Annotated in this window: 17 protein-coding genes; 8 read left to right on the plus strand and 9 right to left on the minus strand. The window is 73.3% G+C overall.

Annotated features, from left to right (window positions below; genetic code table 11):
* On the minus strand, positions 1-999 hold the full coding sequence (locus ACSNOA_RS23500) for a TerC family protein (protein WP_436661453.1): 999 nt from the start codon (positions 997-999) through the stop codon (positions 1-3).
* A 767-nt stretch (positions 1,000-1,766) separates the two neighbouring features.
* On the opposite strand from ACSNOA_RS23500, the gene ACSNOA_RS23505 reads away from it, so the two are divergent.
* Positions 1,767-2,060, plus strand: a complete 294-nt coding sequence (locus ACSNOA_RS23505; protein WP_436661454.1) for an antibiotic biosynthesis monooxygenase family protein — start codon at positions 1,767-1,769, stop codon at positions 2,058-2,060.
* A 121-nt stretch (positions 2,061-2,181) separates the two neighbouring features.
* Here the strand turns inward: ACSNOA_RS23505 and ACSNOA_RS23510 are convergent, their stop codons facing one another.
* Both ACSNOA_RS23510 and ACSNOA_RS23515 read right to left on the minus strand, forming a co-directional pair.
* The gene (locus tag ACSNOA_RS23510; protein ID WP_436661455.1) at positions 2,182-3,039 is read right to left on the minus strand and encodes a helix-turn-helix domain-containing protein; all 858 of its coding nucleotides are present in this window, start codon (positions 3,037-3,039) and stop codon (positions 2,182-2,184) included.
* 87 nt (positions 3,040-3,126) lie between these two features.
* Complete coding sequence (locus tag ACSNOA_RS23515) at positions 3,127-4,443, minus strand: alpha/beta hydrolase family protein (RefSeq protein WP_436661457.1); 1,317 nt, start codon at positions 4,441-4,443, stop codon at positions 3,127-3,129.
* Between the two features lie 52 nt (positions 4,444-4,495).
* On the opposite strand from ACSNOA_RS23515, the gene ACSNOA_RS23520 reads away from it, so the two are divergent.
* A complete protein-coding gene (locus ACSNOA_RS23520; protein ID WP_436661459.1) occupies positions 4,496-5,050 on the plus strand; it encodes a helix-turn-helix domain-containing protein in 555 nt (184 codons plus the stop codon).
* Positions 5,051-5,065: 15 nt separating this feature from the next.
* Here the strand turns inward: ACSNOA_RS23520 and ACSNOA_RS23525 are convergent, their stop codons facing one another.
* From ACSNOA_RS23525 to uvrB, 3 genes are read right to left on the minus strand one after another with little or no spacing between them, the layout of a single operon-like run.
* A complete protein-coding gene (locus ACSNOA_RS23525; RefSeq protein ID WP_436661460.1) occupies positions 5,066-5,434 on the minus strand; it encodes a VOC family protein in 369 nt (122 codons plus the stop codon).
* Positions 5,435-5,484: 50 nt separating this feature from the next.
* Positions 5,485-6,522: a helix-turn-helix domain-containing protein gene (locus ACSNOA_RS23530; protein WP_436661462.1), complete on the minus strand. Its 1,038-nt coding sequence runs from the start codon at positions 6,520-6,522 to the stop codon at positions 5,485-5,487.
* An 8-nt stretch (positions 6,523-6,530) separates the two neighbouring features.
* Complete coding sequence (uvrB, locus tag ACSNOA_RS23535) at positions 6,531-8,642, minus strand: excinuclease ABC subunit UvrB (RefSeq protein ID WP_436661464.1); 2,112 nt, start codon at positions 8,640-8,642, stop codon at positions 6,531-6,533.
* A 299-nt stretch (positions 8,643-8,941) separates the two neighbouring features.
* On the opposite strand from uvrB, the gene ACSNOA_RS23540 reads away from it, so the two are divergent.
* Positions 8,942-10,462 carry a hypothetical protein gene (locus ACSNOA_RS23540; RefSeq protein WP_436661465.1) on the plus strand — a complete coding sequence of 507 codons (1,521 nt, stop codon included), beginning with the start codon at positions 8,942-8,944 and terminating at the stop codon, positions 10,460-10,462.
* A gap of 63 nt (positions 10,463-10,525) precedes the next feature.
* On the opposite strand, the gene coaE is transcribed toward ACSNOA_RS23540, so the two are convergent.
* Positions 10,526-11,707, minus strand: a complete 1,182-nt coding sequence (gene coaE, locus ACSNOA_RS23545) for a dephospho-CoA kinase (protein ID WP_436661466.1) — start codon at positions 11,705-11,707, stop codon at positions 10,526-10,528.
* Between the two features lie 263 nt (positions 11,708-11,970).
* Entirely contained in the window at positions 11,971-13,458 is a 1,488-nt protein-coding gene (gene rpsA, locus ACSNOA_RS23550) for a 30S ribosomal protein S1 (protein WP_120779795.1), read from the minus strand.
* Positions 13,459-13,839: 381 nt separating this feature from the next.
* Between rpsA and ACSNOA_RS23555 the strand changes: the two genes are divergently transcribed.
* The 5 genes from ACSNOA_RS23555 to ACSNOA_RS23575 all read left to right on the plus strand — a co-directional run bounded on the left by ACSNOA_RS23555 (position 13,840) and on the right by ACSNOA_RS23575 (position 16,703).
* Positions 13,840-14,643 carry a class I SAM-dependent methyltransferase gene (locus tag ACSNOA_RS23555; RefSeq protein WP_436661469.1) on the plus strand — a complete coding sequence of 268 codons (804 nt, stop codon included), beginning with the start codon at positions 13,840-13,842 and terminating at the stop codon, positions 14,641-14,643.
* A gap of 72 nt (positions 14,644-14,715) precedes the next feature.
* Positions 14,716-14,937 (plus strand): DUF2945 domain-containing protein, encoded by a 222-nt coding sequence (locus tag ACSNOA_RS23560; protein ID WP_436661470.1) that lies wholly within the window; start codon positions 14,716-14,718, stop codon positions 14,935-14,937.
* Positions 14,924-15,391 carry a DUF3140 domain-containing protein gene (locus ACSNOA_RS23565; RefSeq protein WP_436661472.1) on the plus strand — a complete coding sequence of 156 codons (468 nt, stop codon included), beginning with the start codon at positions 14,924-14,926 and terminating at the stop codon, positions 15,389-15,391. Before ACSNOA_RS23560 ends, ACSNOA_RS23565 begins: the two co-directional genes overlap by 14 nt.
* An 86-nt stretch (positions 15,392-15,477) precedes the next feature.
* Entirely contained in the window at positions 15,478-16,227 is a 750-nt protein-coding gene (locus ACSNOA_RS23570) for an SDR family NAD(P)-dependent oxidoreductase (protein ID WP_436661474.1), read from the plus strand.
* A gap of 14 nt (positions 16,228-16,241) precedes the next feature.
* Complete coding sequence (locus ACSNOA_RS23575; protein ID WP_436661475.1) at positions 16,242-16,703, plus strand: MerR family transcriptional regulator; 462 nt, start codon at positions 16,242-16,244, stop codon at positions 16,701-16,703.
* Positions 16,704-16,752: 49 nt separating this feature from the next.
* On the opposite strand, the gene polA is transcribed toward ACSNOA_RS23575, so the two are convergent.
* Positions 16,753-19,452, minus strand: coding sequence for a DNA polymerase I (gene polA / locus ACSNOA_RS23580; protein ID WP_436661476.1), 2,700 nt, complete (start codon positions 19,450-19,452; stop codon positions 16,753-16,755).
* Positions 19,453-19,520: the final 68 nt, after the last annotated feature.

Raw genomic sequence — 19,520 nt, forward strand, 5'->3', positions numbered from 1 at the left:
TCAGCCGCGCGCGTCGGCCAGCGCCCGGCGCCGGTCCCGGGCCGACTTCGCGAGGCTCGCGGCCGTGGCCACCAGCAGCGTGCCCAGGATCACCAGCAGCGACAGCCAGATCGGGATGTGCGGCGCCCACGCCACGTGCTCCCCGCCGTTGACGAACGGCAGGTTGTTGTCGGCGAGCGCCTCGAGGACCAGCTTGACGCCGATGAAACCGAGCACGACGGCCAGGCCGTAGCTCAGGTAGATCAGCCGGTCCAGCAGGCCACCGAGCAGGAAGTAGAGCTGCCGCAGCCCCATGAGGGCGAAGACGTTCGCCGTGAAGACCAGGTACGCCTGCTGGGTGATCCCGAAGATGGCCGGGATCGAGTCCAGCGCGAAGATCAGGTCGGTGGTGCCGATCGCGATCATCACGATGAGCAGCGGGGTGAACAGCCGCCGGCCGCCCTCGTGGGTCATCAACCGGGCCCCGTCGTACGTCCGGGACACCGGCAGCGCCTTGCGGCTCCACCGGATCAGCACGTTCTCGGAGAACTCGTCCTCGTCGGGCTCGCCCTGCCGGGCCAGGTTGATGGCCGTGTAGATGAGGAACGCGCCGAAGATGTAGAACACCCAGGAGAACTGGGAGATCAGGGCGGCGCCGGCGGCGATGAACCCGCCCCGCATGACCAACGCCAGCACTATCCCGATGAGCAGGACCTTCTGCTGGTACGGCCGGGGCACGCCGAACCGGGACATGATGATCACGAAGACGAACAGGTTGTCCACCGAGAGGCTGTACTCGGTGAGCCAGCCCGTGTAGAACTGGCCGGCCGCGCTCGCCCCGGAGAAGAGCCACAGGCCCGCGCCGAAGAGCAGGGCCAAGCCCACGTAGAAACCGACCCAGGTGCTCGACTCGCGCACGCTCGGCTCGTGCGGGCGGCGACCGATGATGAGCAGGTCGACCAGCAGCACCGCGATGAGTGCGATGAGCGTGATCGCCCACACCAGCCCGGACACGTCCAACGTTCATTCCTCCGGCAGACACGCGGCGTCCGGCACACCGTACGCCCCGGCGGGGCGCGGCGTGCCGTGATGCTCGCTGTGGTGACTGTCGGAGGTCTCTTCCGTCACCGCGTGGCGCGGCGACCGACGGGGCCGGGTCGCGCCACCCCTCGGGTGGTCGACCGTGCTGACGACTCCGTCACGGGGGAATACTCCCCTCCTCGATCACCATTGTGGCGCACGGAGCCGCGTGATCGCACATCGGGCAGGGGTGGCCACGGCCACGTGCTGCCGCGGCCGACGCGGCTCGCACCGGCTACCGCGCGGCTCACGCTGCCTACAGCCCGGCTCACACCCCCGCGCGGCTCACGCCGCCGCCTATGGCCCGGCTCGCAGCGCCTGCGACCCGCCGCACACCACCTACGGCATCCTAGGAGGATGGGCTGTTAGTGGTGCGGCGCGAGGGTCAGCCTGCGCGCCCGACGCACCGCGCCCGACGCACCGCGCCCGACCCGGCGCGCCCGACCCGTGCCCGACGCCCCCGTGCCCGCCCAAGCGCGAGATCCTCGCAGCTTCCCGGAAAGTGCTGCCTCGTAGCCCGGGGTGGCAGCACTTTCCGGGAAAGTGCTCGGATCTTGCACGCCTCGGCGCCAGCGCGCATCGAAGATCGTGCTCGATCCATGAAGTAGTGGCCTCGATGGCACCAGGAAACCACTACCTCCACGATCGAGCACGATCATGACTGGGCCGCGCGACGGGCGGTGCGGGCGGCGTGGGAGGCTTCCCGCATGGTGCTTGAGGTTGCGCTCATCGATGTCCTGCCCGGTCACGAGGACGCGTTCGCCGCCGCGTACGCCGAGGGGCATCCGGTGCTGGCCGGCACGCCCGGCTGCCGCTCGGTGCGGATGACCCGGGGGATCGAGTCCCCGTCGCGTTTCGTGCTGCTGGTCGAGTGGGACTCCGTCGAGGCGCACAACGAGAACTTCCGCGGCAGCGAGCGGTTCGACAGGTGGCGTGCGCTCATCGGCCCGCATTTCGCCAACCCGCCGCTGGTCGAGCACTTCGTCGACGTCCCGGCCTGACAAGCCGCGCCGGCCCTGTCGTACCTCTGTCCTATCGTGCGGGCGCACGCGCGGGGCCACCGGTCCCGACGGACTCGGGGGCGCCGGGCCCGGTGACCCGCGCGTCGCGGCGGCCGCCCGGTCAGCCGTCGATGCTGCGAGCGAGGGCCGTCACGGTCTCCTCCGCCGACAGCGCCACGCCGAGCAGGGCCTCGGTGAGACGTTCGTACCGGTCGACGTCCACGGCGGTGGCCAGCCGCACGTCGGTGGTCACCGCCTCGAGCATCACCGTCCGCGGGTCGGCCGGGTCGGGGAACGCGTAGCAGGAGTACGGCGTGAGCGGGTGCGGGCCCGTCGGTGCCGCGGCCCGGGGCAGCAGCCGGATCGTCACGTTGGGCAGCCCGGTCAACGCCACGAGGTGCCGCACCTGCTCCCGCCACACCTCCGCCGGGGCGCCGCCCGGCTCGCAGACCGCCCCGGCCAGCAGGGCGGTGTACCGGGGCGGGTCGGCACGCCGCAGCACGGCCTGCCGCACGGCCCGGGCGCGCACCTCCGCGTCCACGTCGACCTCCGGGTCGAGCGCGGCGCCCGCGGCGATGCGCAGCCGGGCGTACGCCGGGGTCTGCAGCAGCCCGGGCACGACGGCCGGCTGGTACTCGACGATGCGCGCGGCGCCGGCTTCCAGCTCGGCGTAGGTGCGCTGCCGCTCGCTCATCTCGCCGAGCGTCTTCCACCAGCCCCGGCTGGTGGCCGCGTCCCGCGCGATGACGATGAGCTGGTCGCGCAGCGGCGCGGGCACCTGGTAGACGTCCAGCAGGTCGAGCACGTCGGCCAGGTCGGGACGGCTCTGACCCAGCTCGATGCGGGACAGTTTCGACGTGGAGGCCCACCCCAGCCGGTCACAGACCTGCTCCAGGGTCAACGCCTCGCGCCGGCGCAGCTGGCGCAGCTCGGCGCCGAGCCGCACACGGCGAATGACAGGACTCGTTGGCAACGGCATTCCCGGCCTCCCCATCGAGGGAGATTACGCAGGACCGTCACACACTGCAATACCTCGCTCGCGCAACGCAACCGAATGGTGTCGCGATCAGCGCCGACGGCGGAGCAGGGAGCGGAGACCGGCAACCCGTCGTCCCCGGTCCAGCCACGTCGCGACGTCCGCCACGACCACCGGGTCGACGTGCTGCGGCGGGTCGTACTCGGCGGGAGTCGACGGGCCGGCGCCGGGGAAGAACAGGTGGTTGTCGGCGTCGTGGACGCGGATCGTGACGTCCGGTCGGTGGGCCAGGCCGGCCCGCCACCGGCTCAGGTCCTCCCGCACGGTGACCTGGTAGTCACGCCCGCCCTGAAGGATGAGCATGGGCCGGCCGAGCGCCGCCGCCGTCGTCACCGGGTCGTAGTCGCGCAGGTCCAGCCAGTACGAGGCGGGCAGCCCGAGCGGAAGCCGCGAGGCGGGTGTGGACGGCGACAGATCGGGGCTGTCGACCAGGGCGGCCTGCCGGGTGATCGCCGCGACGGCCGCGTCGCCCGCGTCCCCCGGTGCCAGCGCCGCGAGGTGCCGGGCGACGCGTACGGCGGAGTGGTGCAGAGGCTGCGTCTCCCCCGCGAGGATCACCAGACCCGCCACGGACGGCTCGGCGACGGCGACGCGGGGCGCCGCCTTCCCACCCATGCTGTGACCGAGCACGAACACCCGGGCGGGATCGACCGACGGCTCCCGCTGGAGCAGCCGGACGGCCGCGACCGCGTGCCCCACGTACTCGTCGGCCATCGTGAAGTCGGCTGCCTCGACCACGTGCGGGTGGGCATGGGTCACCTTGTCGAACCGGAGCACGGCGACGCCCCGGCTGGCCAGCCCCCACGCCAGGTCCTTGAGGGGCTTGTTGGCGCCGCTCGTCGCGTCCCGGTCGAACGGCCCGCCACCGGCGAGCAACACCACGCCGGGCACACTGCCCCTTCCCCGCCCCCGCGTGCGGGGAAGGGTCAGTGTGCCCGGCACGGCCAGGTCGCCGTCACCGACGACGACGTCCCGCTCGGTGAACCGCTTCGGCCGGGCGTACGCGGGCGGCGTCCACGTCCCCGCCCCGGCGGGCGCGAGCCGGAGCCCGTGCATCAGCCCGGCCCGGTCGACGGACAGGACGACCGTGAGTCCACCGCGCTCGCCGTGGACCGGCACGCTCACCCGGACCAGGCCGTTCGCCGGGCGCTCGGGCACCGGTTCGCCGACCGCGCGGACGGCGCCGATGCGGCTCGTCTCGGTCGTCCAGCCCAGCCGTACCGTCTCGGCGGACACCACGGCGCGCAGGCGCGCCGCGAACCGTGCCTCCAGCTCGTCGAAGCGCCCGTCGCGCGCGAGCCGGACGACCGCCGTCGCGATCGCCGCCGGATCGGCGTCCTCCGCCATGACCGCCACCTTTCTCAGTTTCGCGAAAGGTATCACATGTAAGATCGTGGCGATGGACAGCTTGGAACTGCTGGCGCACCCCGTCCGGCTGCGCGTCGTGCACGCCCTGCGCGGCGGGCGGATGCTGACCACCGGCCAGCTGTGCGACCGGATGCCCGACGTCTCGAAGGCCACCGTCTACCGCCACATCGACCTGCTGCACACGGGCGGCGTGCTCGAGGTGGCCGAGGAGCGGCGGGTCCGCGGCGCCGTCGAACGCGCCTACCGGCTACGCCAGGACCGGGCGTCCATCGCTCTAGGAACGATGGAGTCGATGTCGGCCGACGACCACCGGCGCGCCTTCGCGGCCGCGATGGCCGCGCTGCTCGCCGAGTTCAACGCCTACCTCGACCGGGAGCACGCGGACCCCGCCGGCGACCTCGTCGGCTACCGGCAACACGCGGTCTGGCTCAGCCGCGACGAGCTCGTGAGCCTGATCGGGGAGCTGCGGCAGGTCCTCCTGCCCCGCCTCGCCAACACGGCGGCGCCGGGCCGCGCCCAGTACCTGCTCAGCCCGATCCTCTTCCCCGTCGAGGAGGCGCAGGGTCGCGATCCGTCGGGGTCGTAGGCGTCGGGTGGGCGGTCAGGGTCGGTAGGTGCCGAAGCTCCACACGTTGCCGGCCAGGTCGCGGGCCGCGTAGTCGCGGGAGCCGTAGTCGGTGTCGAACGGCTCGCGGGTGATGTCGGCGCCGGCCGCACGGGCCCGGGCGCAGTGGGCGTCGACGTCGTCGACCGCCACGTACACCACCCAGTCGTCCCCGGCGGGCCGGGGACGCGGACCGGCGCGGCCACCGATCATGATCAGGCCGGTGTCCAGGACGAGTTCGGCGTGCGCCAGGTCGCCGTCGGGCCCCTGGTGAAGTGCGTGCACCTGGAAGCCGAACGCCCCGCAGAGCCAGTCGACGGCGGCGCGCGGGTCCGGGTAGCGGAAGACGGGATACACGGTTCGCATGCCCGGAGTCTGCCGCGGGGGACACCGGCGGGTATTGGACGAATGTGACCTCAGCCGCTCGCGGCTGCCGTACGGGCGGCCAGCAGCGCGGCGGGAGTGTCGCCCGCGAACTCGCGGAAGTCCCGGATCAGGTGCGACTGGTCGTAGTAGCCGCAGCGCGCCGCGACCTCGACCCAGCCGCCGGCCGGCGCGGCCGGACCGCCGGCCGCCGCGACCGGCGGGCGGTCCTGCGCGCCAGCCACCGGCGTCGACCCGCCGTACGGCGCCCCGGCGGCGTCCCCACCCGGCGCCCCGGCGGCGTCCGCACCCGGCGCCCCGGCGGCCTCCGCACCCGGCGCCCCGGCAGCCTCCCCACCCGGCGCCCCGGCGGCGTCCCCGCCCGGCGCCCCGGCGGCCAATGCGGGACCGCCCAGCGCGGTGTAGGCGTGCTGGAAGCGCAGCAGCCGTGCCGTCGTCTTCGGCGACAGCCCCACCTCGTGCCGGAACCGGGCGGCCAGGTGTCGGCGGCTCCAGCCCAGGTCGTCGGCGAGCGACCCGATGCCGACGCGCCCGCTGCTCGCGGTCAACCGCCGCCACGCCCAGGCGATCCGGGGATCGACGGGGGGCGAGCCCGCCAACCGGGCGGCGACCGCCGCGTCGAGCAGCGCGAAGCGTTCCGCCCAGCCCGGCGCGGCGGCGAGCCGGAGGCGGAGCCGGTCGAGCCAACCGCCGGGCAGCGACGCCACGTCCACGGCCCGGTTGGTCAGCTCCTCCAGCGGGAGGGCGAGGAGCCGGCGGGCGGCCAACGGGGCCAGCAGCAGCTCGACCCCCTCACCCACCCCGATCGTGCGGGTGCGGCACCAGCGGTCGGAGGTGCCGGCCACGAACGAGTCCACCCGGTACGCGCTCCGGCCGGCGTTCCGCGGGTCGACCACGTCCGACGGAGCGCCCCAGCCGAGGATGAGCACCACGAAGGCGCCGGCCACCTCCCGGCGCGCCAGGGGCGCGTCGGCCCGCTCCCGGTAGCCCACGTAGCGGGCGACGTACGGGCGCAGCCGGGGCTCGGGCAGCCCGAGGACCACCTCCGTGACCGGTCCGCCCGCCGTCACCGTCGGCCCTACTTCACGCCGGCGGCGTCCATGCCACGCAGTTCCTTCTTGAGATCCGTGATCTCGTCGCGGATCCGGGCGGCCAGCTCGAACTGCAACTCGCGTGCGGCGGCGAGCATCTGGTCGTTGAGCTCCTGGATGAGCTGGGCCAGGTCGGCCCGTGCCATCCCCTCCCGAGACGGGGTGGCGGTGGCGGCCCGCCCGCGGCTGCGGGTCTCCTTGACCGGCGCCTTCCCCCGGGAGAGCTGGCGCACCGCGCCGCCGACCCGCGTGTTCTGCTCGGTGTCCTCCGCCTCGCGGTAGATGTCGTCGAGGATGTCGTGGATCTTCTTCCGCAGCGGTTCGGGGCTGATGCCGTGCGCCTCGTTGTGGGCGATCTGCTTGGCCCGCCGACGGTTGGTCTCCTCGATCGCGTCCGCCATCGACGGGGTGATCTTGTCGGCGTACATGTGCACCTGGCCCGACACGTTACGGGCCGCCCGGCCGATGGTCTGGATGAGCGACCGGCCGCTGCGCAGGAAGCCCTCCTTGTCGGCGTCGAGGATCGCCACGAGCGACACCTCGGGCAGGTCGAGGCCCTCACGGAGCAGGTTGATGCCGACGAGCACGTCGTAGTCGCCCTTGCGCAGCTCGCGCAGCAGCTCCACCCGGCGCAGCGTGTCGACCTCGGAGTGCAGGTAGCGCACCCGGATGCCGTTCTCGAGCAGGTAGTCCGAGAGGTCCTCGGCCATCTTCTTCGTGAGCGTGGTGACCAGCACCCGCTCGTCCCGCTCGGTGCGCAGCTTGATCTCGTGCATGAGGTCGTCGATCTGGCCCTTGGTGGGCTTCACGATGACCTCCGGGTCGACCAGGCCGGTCGGGCGGATCACCTGCTCGACGAACTCGCCCTGGGACTGCTCCAGCTCCCACGAGCCCGGGGTGGCGGAGAGGAAGACCATCTGGCCGACCCGCTCCAGGAACTCGTCGAAGCGCAGCGGCCGGTTGTCGGCGGCGCTGGGCAGCCGGAAGCCGTGGTCGATGAGCATCCGCTTGCGGGAGGCGTCGCCCTCGTACATGCCGCCGATCTGCGGGATGGTCACGTGCGACTCGTCGACGACCGTGAGGAAGTCGTCGGGGAAGTAGTCGAGGAGGCAGTGCGGCGGGCTGCCGGGCAGCCGGCCGTCGATGTGCATCGAGTAGTTCTCGATGCCGGAGCAGAAGCCGACCTGCCGCATCATCTCGATGTCGTAGGTGGTGCGCATGCGCAGCCGCTGGGCCTCCAGCAGCTTGCCCTGCCGCTCCAGCTCCTCGAGCCGCTCGCCCAGCTCGGTCTCGATGTCGCGGATCGCCCGCTCCATCCGCTCCGGCCCCGCCGCGTAGTGGGTCGCCGGGAAGATCAGCAGGTGGTCCACCTCACGGACCACGTCGCCGGTCAGCGGGTTCAGGTAGTAGAGCTTCTCCACCTCGTCGCCGAACAGCTCGATCCGCACGGCGAGCTCCTCGTACGCCGGGATGATCTCCAGCGTGTCGCCGCGGACGCGGAAGGTGCCCCGGTTGAAGGCCATGTCGTTGCGGGTGTACTGGATGTCGACCAGGCGGCGCAGCAGCTGGTCGCGGTCGAGCTCCTGCCCCACGGCGACCCGGACCGCCCGGTCGAGGTACTCCTCCGGGGTGCCCAGGCCGTAGATCGCCGACACGGTGGCCACCACGACCACGTCACGGCGGGTCAGCAGCGACATGGTCGCCGAGTGCCGCAGCCGCTCCACCTCCTCGTTGATCGAGGAGTCCTTCTCGATGTAGGTGTCGGTCTGCGGGATGTAGGCCTCGGGCTGGTAGTAGTCGTAGTAGGAGACGAAGTATTCGACGGCGTTGTGCGGCAGCAGCTCGCTGAACTCCTTGGCCAGCTGCGCGCAGAGCGTCTTGTTGGGCGCCAGCACCAGCGTGGGCCGCTGCAGCCGCTCGACGAGCCAGGCCGTGGTGGCGCTCTTGCCGGTGCCGGTGGCGCCGAGCAGGACCGTGCTGCGGTCGCCGCGTCGCACGCGCCGCTCCAGGTCGTCGATGGCCGCCGGCTGGTCGCCGGCGGGCTGGAACTCACTGACGACCTGGAAACGGCCGTCGAGCCGAGGAATGTCGAGCGCCATGACCTCAACGGTACGCCGGAGGTCCGACAGCGTCGGCCGGCTTCGACAGCGCGTGATCGGCTTCGATATTCCCATTGTGTGGCACATGCCACGCCGCTAGGCTCTCCGTGTAGGCCGCTCGCGGCGGCCGACCGGGCCCGGTGGCCGCCGATTCACATCCGGCCGGCCGCCCCCGGCACGATGGTCGCAGCACCCGGCGCGTCCGGCGTGCGCACCGAGGTGGTCGCGCTCGAGGCGCTGACCGGCCGCCGCGAGCGCCCCACACGTCACTGACCCGCGTCCCGGGCGTTTCACCACGCGTGGACACCTCGCCCGCACCGGCAACCCGACCCGATCCCGCGCCCGCGAGCGCCGACACCGGCCCGGGCCGGCCGCCGACCGTGCCGGTGCCGTCCGGCGTCGTCGGCGGCCCCGAGGACACGGGGCTCCTGCCGAAGGTCGTGGCCCGCCGCCAGCGTCGGCTGCTCGCGGTGCTCGGCGCGGTCGCCGTCCTCTCCGCCGTGGGGCTGGTGCTCACGCTGCTCAGTTGGGCGCCCGAGCGGTCCGACCCACCCCGCGCCCTGACCCCGGCCGAGACCGAACGGCTGGCCGCGGTGCGGGTGACCAACTACCGCGACCTGCGCACCGGGGTGCACGTGACCACGGGCAGCGGCTCCTCCCGCACGGAACTGGTGGGCTGGGTCGACTGGTCGCGCCCGCTGGTGTACCTGGACGTCGGCGGGCCCGGCGCGGGCGAGGAGCGCGGCCTCCTCCAGGCCACCCCCACGCTGCTCGTGATCCGTCCCGACCCGGCGGCCGTGCCGACGGCCGCGCCGCCGCCGCTCGTGCCGCCCCCGGACCGCTGGCGCCTGCACGACCTGCCCGCCGGGAGCGCCCTGGCCCCCGTCCTGCGCCTGCTCTTCGACCTCGCGGCCGACAAACCGGACCCGGCGGTGCCGCCCGCCGCCGGGGCGCGGTGGGTGGCGCGCGAGACCGGCCCGGCCGGGCCGGTCGACGTCCTCCAGGCACCACTGCCCGGGCAGACCGGCGCGGCGCCGACCGGCGGCCCGGACGGCCAGCCCCGCTACTGGATCGACCAGGACGCCCGGCTGCACCGCCTGACGGCCCGACTCCCCGGCGCGGGCCCGGTCACGGTCGCGCTGAACCGCGCCGACCGGCCCACCCTGCGCCCCGTCGACGCCCTCGGCGGCCGTCCCGGGCTGCCCCGGGCGCTCACCGCCGCCGAGCAGGGCCGGCTGGAACGCCTGCCCCAGCGGCTACGGGCCCGCGGCGGCGCCACGGTCACCCTCACCGCGCCCGTCGGGCGGGACACGAACCTGCGCGGGTCGGGGTGGCTGAACTGGGCCTCCCGCACCGCCTACCTGGCCGTGGCCGACCTCGGCGTACCGGACCGCCGGACCCTCCTGCGGCGTGACCCGACCGGGACCGCCCGCGCCGACCAGCCGGGCTCCGGCGACCCGGAGCGGCCCGACCGGCCGCCGCTACCGCCGCCGGCCGACGCGACGTGGCGATCCGACCGGAACGCGACCGACCCGCTCGACACGCTGGTCGACGCGGCGCTCACCGCCGGGCGGACCGCTCCGCGCGGCAGCGCCGTGCGGGTGCGCGAGGACGCCCTCGCCGAGCGGACGGTGGACGTCGTGGAGCTGCGCTCCGCCCGGGGCCCGCTGCGGTACTGGATCGACCGCGACGGCCTGCTCCGGCGCGTGGAGCTGGCCACCCGGCCGGGCGCCTGGGCCCAGCTCGACCTCGACCCCGGCGCGGTTCCCGCGCTTCCGCCACCCGCACGGCCCAGGGCCCCCGCCGGGTCCGCCCGCTGAGACCCCCCAGCGGTCACGGCCCGACCCGGCGCGGCACGGCGGCGGGCGGGCGGGCGGCCGTCGTCAGGGACGCCAGCCGGTCTGCGCGGCCCACTCCTCGGCCCGCAGGCGCTCCTCGTCGAACCACGGGTCCTTCGCCGTGGTGTAGCTGACGCTGTCCGGGGCGGAGGCCGCCAGCTCCCGCTTCAGCAGCAGGTAGGCGGACCGCTGGCCCGGGTCGGCACGGAGGTGGTCGCGCATCAGCAACGCGTACCGCCAGCCCGGCGAGTCGGCCGCGCGGACGTGCAGGTTGACCGGTCGCCCGGGGTCGGCGCTGCCGTGCAGCCGCTTGGCCCACTGCTCACCGCCCGCCGGGCGCGGGTCGTCCGACCACTCCCCCGGCATCCGCGGAAAACCCGCGTCCGCGAGCCGCTCGGCCAGCGGCCCGTCCGCCTCGGCCAGGGTGGGCACGGTGAGCTGGATGTCGATGACGTCCTTCGCGGCCAGGCCGGGGACCGCCGTCGAGCCGATGTGGTCGATCCGCGGATCGGCCGGTGCGAGCGCGTGCCGGATCCGGGCGGCCAGTCGGGCGTACTGCTGCGGCCAGGTCGGATCCGACTCGACCAGCTCGACCCGCTGCGACGGGACCACCCGCCGCTCGCGGACGTTGCGCTCGTAGGGCAGCAGGCGGTCGGACCAGAGCGCGTCGACCGCCGCGTGCAGCTCGGCGAGGCTGCCGTCGTTGGTCAGCATCACGTCGGCCGCCGCGCGCCGGCGGGCGTCGTCGGCCTGGGCGGCGATCCGACGCTCGGCCTCCGACCGGGGCATGCCCCGGTCGCGGGCCAGTCGCTCGAACCGCACGGCCACGGCCGTCTCCACGACGACCACCAGGTGGTACGCGGCCGCGAGCCCCGCCTCGACCAGGAGCGGCACGTCGTTGACCACGACCGCGTCGGGCGCCGCCGCGGCGGCCAGCTCGGCGGTCCGGGCCCGTACCCGGGGATGCGTGATCGCCTCCAACCGCCGCCGGGCCGTCTCGTCGGAGAAGACGATCGCACCGAGGGCGGCCCGGTCGAGGCTCCCGTCGGCGGCCAGCACCCGCGGGGAGAAGGCGTCGACGATCTCGGCGAGCCCGGGGGTGCCGGGCTCGACCACCTCCCGGGCGACCCGGTCGGCGTCGATGAGGACCGCGCCCCGCTCCGCGAGCCGCGCCGCCACGGCGCTCTTGCCGGAACCGATCCCCCCGGTCAAACCCACCATCAGCACGGCACCAGTCAACCGGACGCCGCCCGCCGCGCCAAACGGACCCCCGGCCACCCGTGGTTGCCCGGCCACGCCGTGGTTGACCGGCCGGGCGACGGGTTGATCGACTCCAGTTCGCCGGAGTGGCGGTGTCCCGGGGTGGTCGACACCGCCAGATCGCCGACCTGGTGTCGATCACGGCTGGTGTGGATCACGCCACAACGGCGAAGGCCCCGCCCTCGGCGATCCGGAGATCGCGGAGGGCGGGGCCCGTCGTCGTCAGCGGGTCACTTGCCGCCGGCGAGCTTCTCCCGCAGAGCGGCGAGCGCCTCGTCGGTGGCGAGGGTGCCCGCGGGCTCCTCGGCCTGCCGGCTCGGGGCCGCGCTGGTGGTGGTGGCACCACCGGTGACGGGCGGAGCCGGGTTGGCAGCGGCCTCGGCCTCGGCGGCCCGGGAGGTCTGCACCTGCTTCTGGTGCGCCTCCCAGCGCTGGCGCGCCTCGGCGTACTGCTGCTCCCAGGTCTCGCGCTGCTTCTCGTACCCCTCGAGCCACTCGCCCGTCTCCGGGTCGAAGCCCTCCGGGTAGATGTAGTTGCCCTCGGCGTCGTAGGTCGCGGCCATGCCGTAGAGGGTCGGGTCGAAGTGCTCCTCGCCCTCGACGAAGCCCTCGTTGGCCTGCTTGAGCGACAGCGAGATTCGGCGCCGCTCGAGGTCGATGTCGATGACCTTGACCATGACCTCGGAACCGACCTGGACGACCTGCTCCGGGATCTCCACGTGGCGCTCGGCCAGCTCGGAGATGTGGACCAGGCCCTCGATGCCGTCGTCGACCCGGACGAACGCACCGAACGGCACCAGCTTGGTGACCTTGCCGGGCACGATCTGCTGGATCGCGTGGGTGCGGGCGAACTGGCGCCACGGGTCCTCCTGCGTCGCCTTCAGCGACAGCGAGACCCGCTCGCGGTCCAGGTCGACGTCCAGGACCTCGACCTCGACCTCCTGGCCCACCTCGACGACCTCGGACGGGTGGTCGATGTGCTTCCAGGACAGCTCGGAGACGTGCACCAGACCGTCGACGCCGCCGAGGTCGACGAACGCGCCGAAGTTGACGATCGAGGACACGACGCCCTTGCGGACCTGCCCCTTCTGGAGCTTGTTGAGGAACTCGGTGCGCACCTCGGACTGGGTCTGCTCCAGCCAGGCCCGGCGGGACAGGACCACGTTGTTGCGGTTCTTGTCCAGCTCGATGATCTTGGCCTCGAGCTCGCGCCCGACGTACGGCTGCAGGTCACGCACACGCCGCATCTCGACCAGGGACGCCGGCAGGAAGCCGCGCAGCCCGATGTCGAGGATGAGGCCGCCCTTGACCACCTCGATGACGGAACCGCGGACGACGCCGTCCTCGTCCTTGATCTTCTCGATCGTGCCCCAGGCCCGCTCGTACTGCGCCCGCTTCTTGGAGAGGATCAGCCGACCCTCCTTGTCCTCCTTCTGGAGGACGAGGGCCTCGATGTGGTCACCGACCGACACGACCTCGGCCGGGTCCACGTCGTGCTTGATCGACAGCTCCCGAGAGGGGATGACGCCCTCGGTCTTGTAGCCGATGTCGAGCAGGACCTCGTCCCGATCGACCTTGACGACGGTGCCTTCGACAATGTCGCCGTCGTTGAAGTACTTGATGGTCTCGTCGATCGCGGCGAGGAAAGCCTCCTCAGAGCCGAGGTCGTCGACGGTGACCTTGGTGGCGCTCGAGGGAGCCTCGATGCTGCTCGTCATGTGGGCGGTTGCTCCGGTCGGATGGGATGTCACAGCAGGCGTGGTGTCGCGGTGACCCGGTCGCGCCAGCGGACCCGTCGCTTGGCACACCGAACGATTGCCAGATGGAATGATGTGGCGCCGTCAGTGGCTTCGTCGACCGCGCACCTGCTCCCTGCCGAGGCACACGATCCGCGAGCGCATCGTCAAGCCTACCTTGCGCATTACCACAGCGTGCAAGCCCTCCCCGCTGCTCATCGCCTCGTGACCTGCGAAAGCCGAGAAATCACCCCGAAACTGTCACGGGTGTCTCATCGGTCACACCTGACACATCCGCACCTCCGGCCCGACGCGTCCGGGCCCCGCGCGGCCCGGCGACCGCCGAGGCCCTAGCGTGAGCGGGTGGACGACGACAACCGCGTGACCCGCCGCCGGGTCGCCGACGCCGAGGCCCGGACGGCCAGCCGCCGGTGGTGGGACGCCGACGCCGACGAGTACCAGGCCGAACACGGTGACTTCCTCGGCGACGTCGACTTCGTCTGGTGCCCCGAGGGGGTCCGCGAGGCGAACGTCCACCTCCTCGGCGCGCTGGCCGGCCGCCGGATCCTGGAGGTCGGCTGCGGCGCCGCGGCCGCCGCCCGGTGGCTCGCCACGCAGGGCGCCCGCCCGGTGGCCATGGACCTCTCCGCCGGCATGTTGCGCCACGCCGCGGAGGCCGCCGAGCGCACCGGCGTACGCGTGCCGCTCGTGCAGGCCGACGCGCTCGCCCTGCCGTTCGCCGACGCGGCGTTCGACACCGCCTGCACCGCCTTCGGGGCGATCCCGTTCGTCGCCGACTCGGCGGCCCTGATGCGCGAGGTGTTCCGGGTGCTGCGCCCCGGCGCCCGCTGGGTCTTTTCGGTCACGCACCCGATGCGGTGGATCTTCCTCGACGACCCGGGCGAGGGCGGCCTGCGGGCGGTGCACTCGTACTTCGACCGCCGGCCGTACGTCGAGCAGGACGACGCCGGCGCCGCCACCTACGTCGAGCAGCACCGCACTCTGGGCGACCGGATCCGGGAGCTGGTGGGCGCCGGGTTCCGCCTCGTCGACCTCGTGGAGCCGGAGTGGCCGCAGGGGCACGAGGGGATCTGGGGGCAGTGGAGCCCGCTGCGCGGGCGGCTCTTCCCCGGCACCGCCATCTTCGTCGCCGAGAAGCCCGCCTGAGCGTCGTTCCAGGTCGAACTGTCCCCCTGACGGCCTCCGTTTTCCCGGGCCGGCCACGGGTACCCGGGCGGCATGGCCGAGAAGAGGGAGTTCCACGCGGGTGACCACGTCTCCTGGGCCAGTCACAGCGGCCGGGCGTACGGCGTGGTCAAGGAGAAGCTGACCGACCGGACGCACGTACGCGGGCACGCCGTGAACGCGTCCGAGGACGAGCCGCAGTACCGGATCCGCAACGACGACTCGGGCCGGGACGTCGCGCACCGACCGGAGGTGCTGCGCCATGAGCAGCGGTGACGACGGCCGCGACACCTACCGGGAGTTCACCGAGGCGGTGAACATGAAACCGGGCGAGCTGTCGAAGTGGCTGGAGACGGACGAGTCCAAGCACGTGGGCTGGCGGAAGAAGGGCCCCAAGGCCGGCGAGTCGGTGGGGCACGAGTCCGGCCGGAAGATCATCGACCTGCTGCGCCGCAAGCGCAGCGACCTCTCCGAGGCCGACTACCGGCACATGCGCAAGGTCGTCGGCTACGTGCGCCGGCACATGGCCCAGCGCCCCTCCGGCGACGTCCGCGAGACGAAGTGGCGCTTCTCCCTCATGAACTGGGGGCACGACCCGCTCAAGGCGCCGCTGCCGCCGCCCGGTGGCCCGTCGCGGCGGGCTCTCGAACGCCGGGGCGCTCCGCCGAAATCCCGCCGGGGAGCGGGACGGCAACCCGCGGAGCGCCGTACGAGCCGCCGGACGGCCTGACCGCCGGCGGGGCATCCGCGCTCGCACCCCGAGGATCCCGGCGGGGTTGACCCTGCCGCTGACGGCAGGGTCGGACCATCGCGGGCATGAACGACACGCAACGCCGGACCGTCGTCGTGACGGGGGCCGGCACCGGGATCGGCCGGGCCACGGCCCGGGCCTTCAGTGCCGTGGGCGCGCACGTCCTCGCCGTGGGCCGCCGGCCCGCTCCGCTGGCCGAGACGGCGCACGGCCACCCGCTGATCACCCCGCTCCCCGCCGACGTCACGGCCGACGGCGCGCCGGACCGCGTCGTGGCCGCGGCCCTCGACCGGCACGGACGGCTGGACGTGCTGGTCAACAACGCCGGCGTCGCGGGCGGCGGGCCCCTGCACGCGCTCGACGAGGCGGCGGCACGACGACAGCTCGAGACCAACCTGCTCGCGCCGGTCCGGCTCGCCTCCGCCGCGGTGGCGGCGCTCACGGCCAGCCGGGGCGTCATCGTGAACGTGACCACGTCCGTGGGCCAGCGCGCGTGGCCGGGCAGCTCGGTGTACGCGGCGGGCAAGGCCGCCCTCGACTCGCTCACCCGCAGCTGGGCGGTGGAGCTGGCCCCGCGCGACGTCCGGGTTGTCGCCGTGGCGCCCGGCGCCGTCGACACCCCGATCGGCGCGCATCAGGGGCTGTCGCCGGAGCAACGCGACGCGGTGCGCCGCTGGCAGCTCGACCACACGCCCCTGGGCCGGATCGGTCGTCCCGAGGACGTAGCGTGGGCGGTCCTGCGGCTCTGCGATTCCGAGGCGGCCTTCGTCACCGGCGTGGTGCTGCCGGTGGACGGTGGTGCGGTGGTCGCGTGAGAGGACGGTGCCCGGTGCGGATCGGAGAGCTGGCCCGGGTCACCGGCTGCACGCCTCGGGCGCTGCGCCACTACGAGGAGCAGGGGCTGATCGACTCCCGCCGGGCCGCGAACGGCTACCGGGCGTACGACGAACGCGCCGTGGCCCGGGTGCGCAACATCCGGCACCTGCTCGCCGCCGGGCTGACCCTGGACGACGTCCGGGTGTTCCTGCCGTGCCTGGACGGGGATGTGGCGACCGCCGCGCCGTCACCGGCCGGGCTGCGGGTCGGCCGGGAGCGGCTCGCCGTGCTCGACGCCCGGATCGCCGCCCAGGTGGCGGTGCGGGACCGTCTGGCCGCCGCTCTGCGGGACGCCGCCGCTGTGCGGAACGACGCCACCGCTGTGCGGGATGCCACTGCTTCGCGGGACGCCGCCGCTCTGCGGAACGACGCCGCCGCCGGCGGGACCGCAGCGGGCGCCGACCCGACGGACTGACACCACCTCGCCGTGCCGGCGGTCCTCGGAGGCCGCCGGCGTGGGCGCGTCAGTGGTCGGCGCTGTTCCAGTCCCGCCCCTCGCCGACGGACACCTCGAGCGGCACCGACAGCGGGTACGCGCCACCCATCTCACGGCGGACCAGCGCCTCCAGCGCCTCCCGCTCGCCCGGCGCGACCTCGAACACCAGCTCGTCGTGCACCTGCAGCAGCATCCGGGAGCGCAACCCGGCCTCCCGCAGCGCCGTCTCGACGTGCAACATGGCGACCTTGATGATGTCGGCCGCGGAGCCCTGGATCGGGGCGTTGAGCGCCATCCGCTCGGCAATCTCCCGCCGCTGCCGGTTGTCGCTCACGAGGTCGGGCAGGTAGCGGCGCCGGCCAAGGATGGTGGACGTGTATCCGTCGTGCCGGGCACGGGCCACCACCTCACGCAGGTAGTCACGGACGCCGCCGAAGCCGGCGAAGTAGTCCTCCATGAGACCGCGCGCCTCTTCGGTGCTGATCCCGAGCTGCTGCGACAGGCCGAACGCGCTGAGCCCGTACGCGAGGCCGTAGTTCATCGCCTTGATCTTGCGACGCTGGTCCGGCGTGACCTCGCCGAGCGGCACGTCGAACACCGACGAGGCGGTGGCCGCGTGGAAGTCGGCGCCGGAGTTGAACGCCTCGATGAGGGCGTCGTCCGAGGAGAGGTGCGCCATGATCCGCATCTCGATCTGGCTGTAGTCGGCGGTGAGCAGGCACTCGTAGCCCTCGCCCACCACGAACGCGCGGCGGATACGCCGCCCCTCCTCCGTGCGGATCGGGATGTTCTGCAGGTTGGGCTCGGTCGAGGAGAGCCGGCCCGTGGCCGCCACGGTCTGGTTGAACGTGGTGTGGATCCGGCCGTCGTCGGAGACCGACTTGAGCAGGCCGTCCACCGTGGACTTCAGCTTGGCCACGTCCCGGTGGCGCAGCAGGTGCGCGAGCACCGGGTGCGGGTTCTGGGCGTAGAGCCACTGCAACGCGTCGGCGTCGGTGGTGTAGCCGGTCTTGATCTTCTTGGTCTTGGGCAGGCCCAGCTCGCCGAAGAGGATCTCCTGCAACTGCTTGGGCGAGCCGAGGTTGAACTCGCGCCCGACCGCCTCGTACGCCCCCTGCGCGGCGGCCTTCACCTCGGCCGCGAAGTGGGCCTCCAGCTCCGACAGGTAGTGCGTGTCGGCGGCGATGCCGGTGCGTTCCATTTCGGCGAGCACCCGCATGAGCGGCAGCTCCACCCCGGCCATCAGCCGTGCGGACTGCTCGCCGTCGCGGGACAGCTCGGCGTCGATGGCGTCGGCGAGGTCGAGGGTGGCCCGGGCCTGGAGCATCAGGTTCTGTTCGGCCTCACCGTCGTTGCCCAACCCCTCGAGCGTGAGCTGGCCGGTCTCCGGGGCGTCGACCCGCAGCTCGCGGTGCAGGTAACGCAGGGCGAGGTCGGTGAGGTCGTAGGAGCGCTGGTCGGGGCGGGCCAGGTAGGCGGCGATCTGGGTGTCGCGGGCGATGCCCTCCAGGGACCAGCCGTGCGCCGCGAACGCGAGCACGGCCGGCTTGCTGTCGTGCAGCACCTTCGGACGCTCACCGTCGGCGAGCCAGCCGGCCAGTGCGGCCTCGTCGGCGGCGTCGAGCCGGCCCGGGTCGAACCAGACGGCGGCACCGCCCGCGGTGGCCAACGCCATGCCCAACACCGAGGCGGTGTGCCGGCGGTTCGGGCCCGTGTCGAGCTTGACCGCCACGCCGACCGGGGTGCCGGCCGGGGCGTGGGCGCCGAGCCACCCGGTCAGCGCGCCGGGCTCGGTGAGCACCTGGCCGGCCAGGTCGAACCCGGACTCCGCCTCCGGCTCCACCGCCTCCAGGTACTGGTAGAGCCGGTCGCGCAGGATGCGGAACTCGAGGGTGTCGAAGACCTGGTGCACCGCCTCCCGGTCCCACCCCGGCCACCGGGCGTCCTCGGGGCGCAGCGGCAGCTCCAGGTCGGAGACCAGGCAGTTGATCTCGTAGTTGCGGATCACGTCGGCGAGCCGCTCGCGCAGGCTGTCGCCGGCCTTGCCCTTGATCTCGTCCGCCCGGGCCACGACGCCGTCGACCCCGCCGTACGTGGTGATCCACTTCGCCGCGGTCTTCGGACCGACGCCCGGGACGCCCGGCAGGTTGTCGCTGGTCTCGCCCACCAGGGCGGCCAGGTCGCGGTAGCGCTGCGGGGGGACGCCGTACTTCGCCTCGACGGCGGCCGGGTCCATCCGGGCCAGGTCGGAGACGCCCTTGCGCGGGTAGAGCACCGTGATGTGGTCGTCGACCAGCTGGAAGGCGTCGCGGTCACCGGTGGTGATGAGCACCGGCATGCCCTGGTCGCGGGCCTGGCAGGCGAGCGTGGCGATCACGTCGTCGGCCTCGTAGCCCTCCTTCTCCACCACCGGGATGCGCAGGGCCGCGAGCACCTCCTTCACGAGGCTCACCTGGCCCTTGAAGTCGGTCGGCGTCTCGCTGCGGCCGGCCTTGTACTCCGCGTACTTCTCGGTGCGGAACGAGCGGCGGGAGACGTCGAAGGCGACGACGATGTGCGTGGGCTGCTCGTCGCGCAGCACGTTGATCAGCATCGAGGTGAAGCCGTAGACCGCGTTGGTGGGCTGCCCGGTCGTCGTCGCGAAGTTTTCCACCGGCAGGGCGAAGAACGCCCGGTATGCCAGGGAGTGTCCGTCGACGAGGAGCAGGCGCGGCGTCGTAGCTGTCACGAGGCGACTCTAGCCCGTACCACCGACATCCCCGCCCTCCGCCACCACCCGCGCGAAACGACGGACGG

This window comes from Micromonospora sp. URMC 103 (genome assembly GCF_051386435.1).
Lineage (GTDB): Bacteria > Actinomycetota > Actinomycetes > Mycobacteriales > Micromonosporaceae > Micromonospora.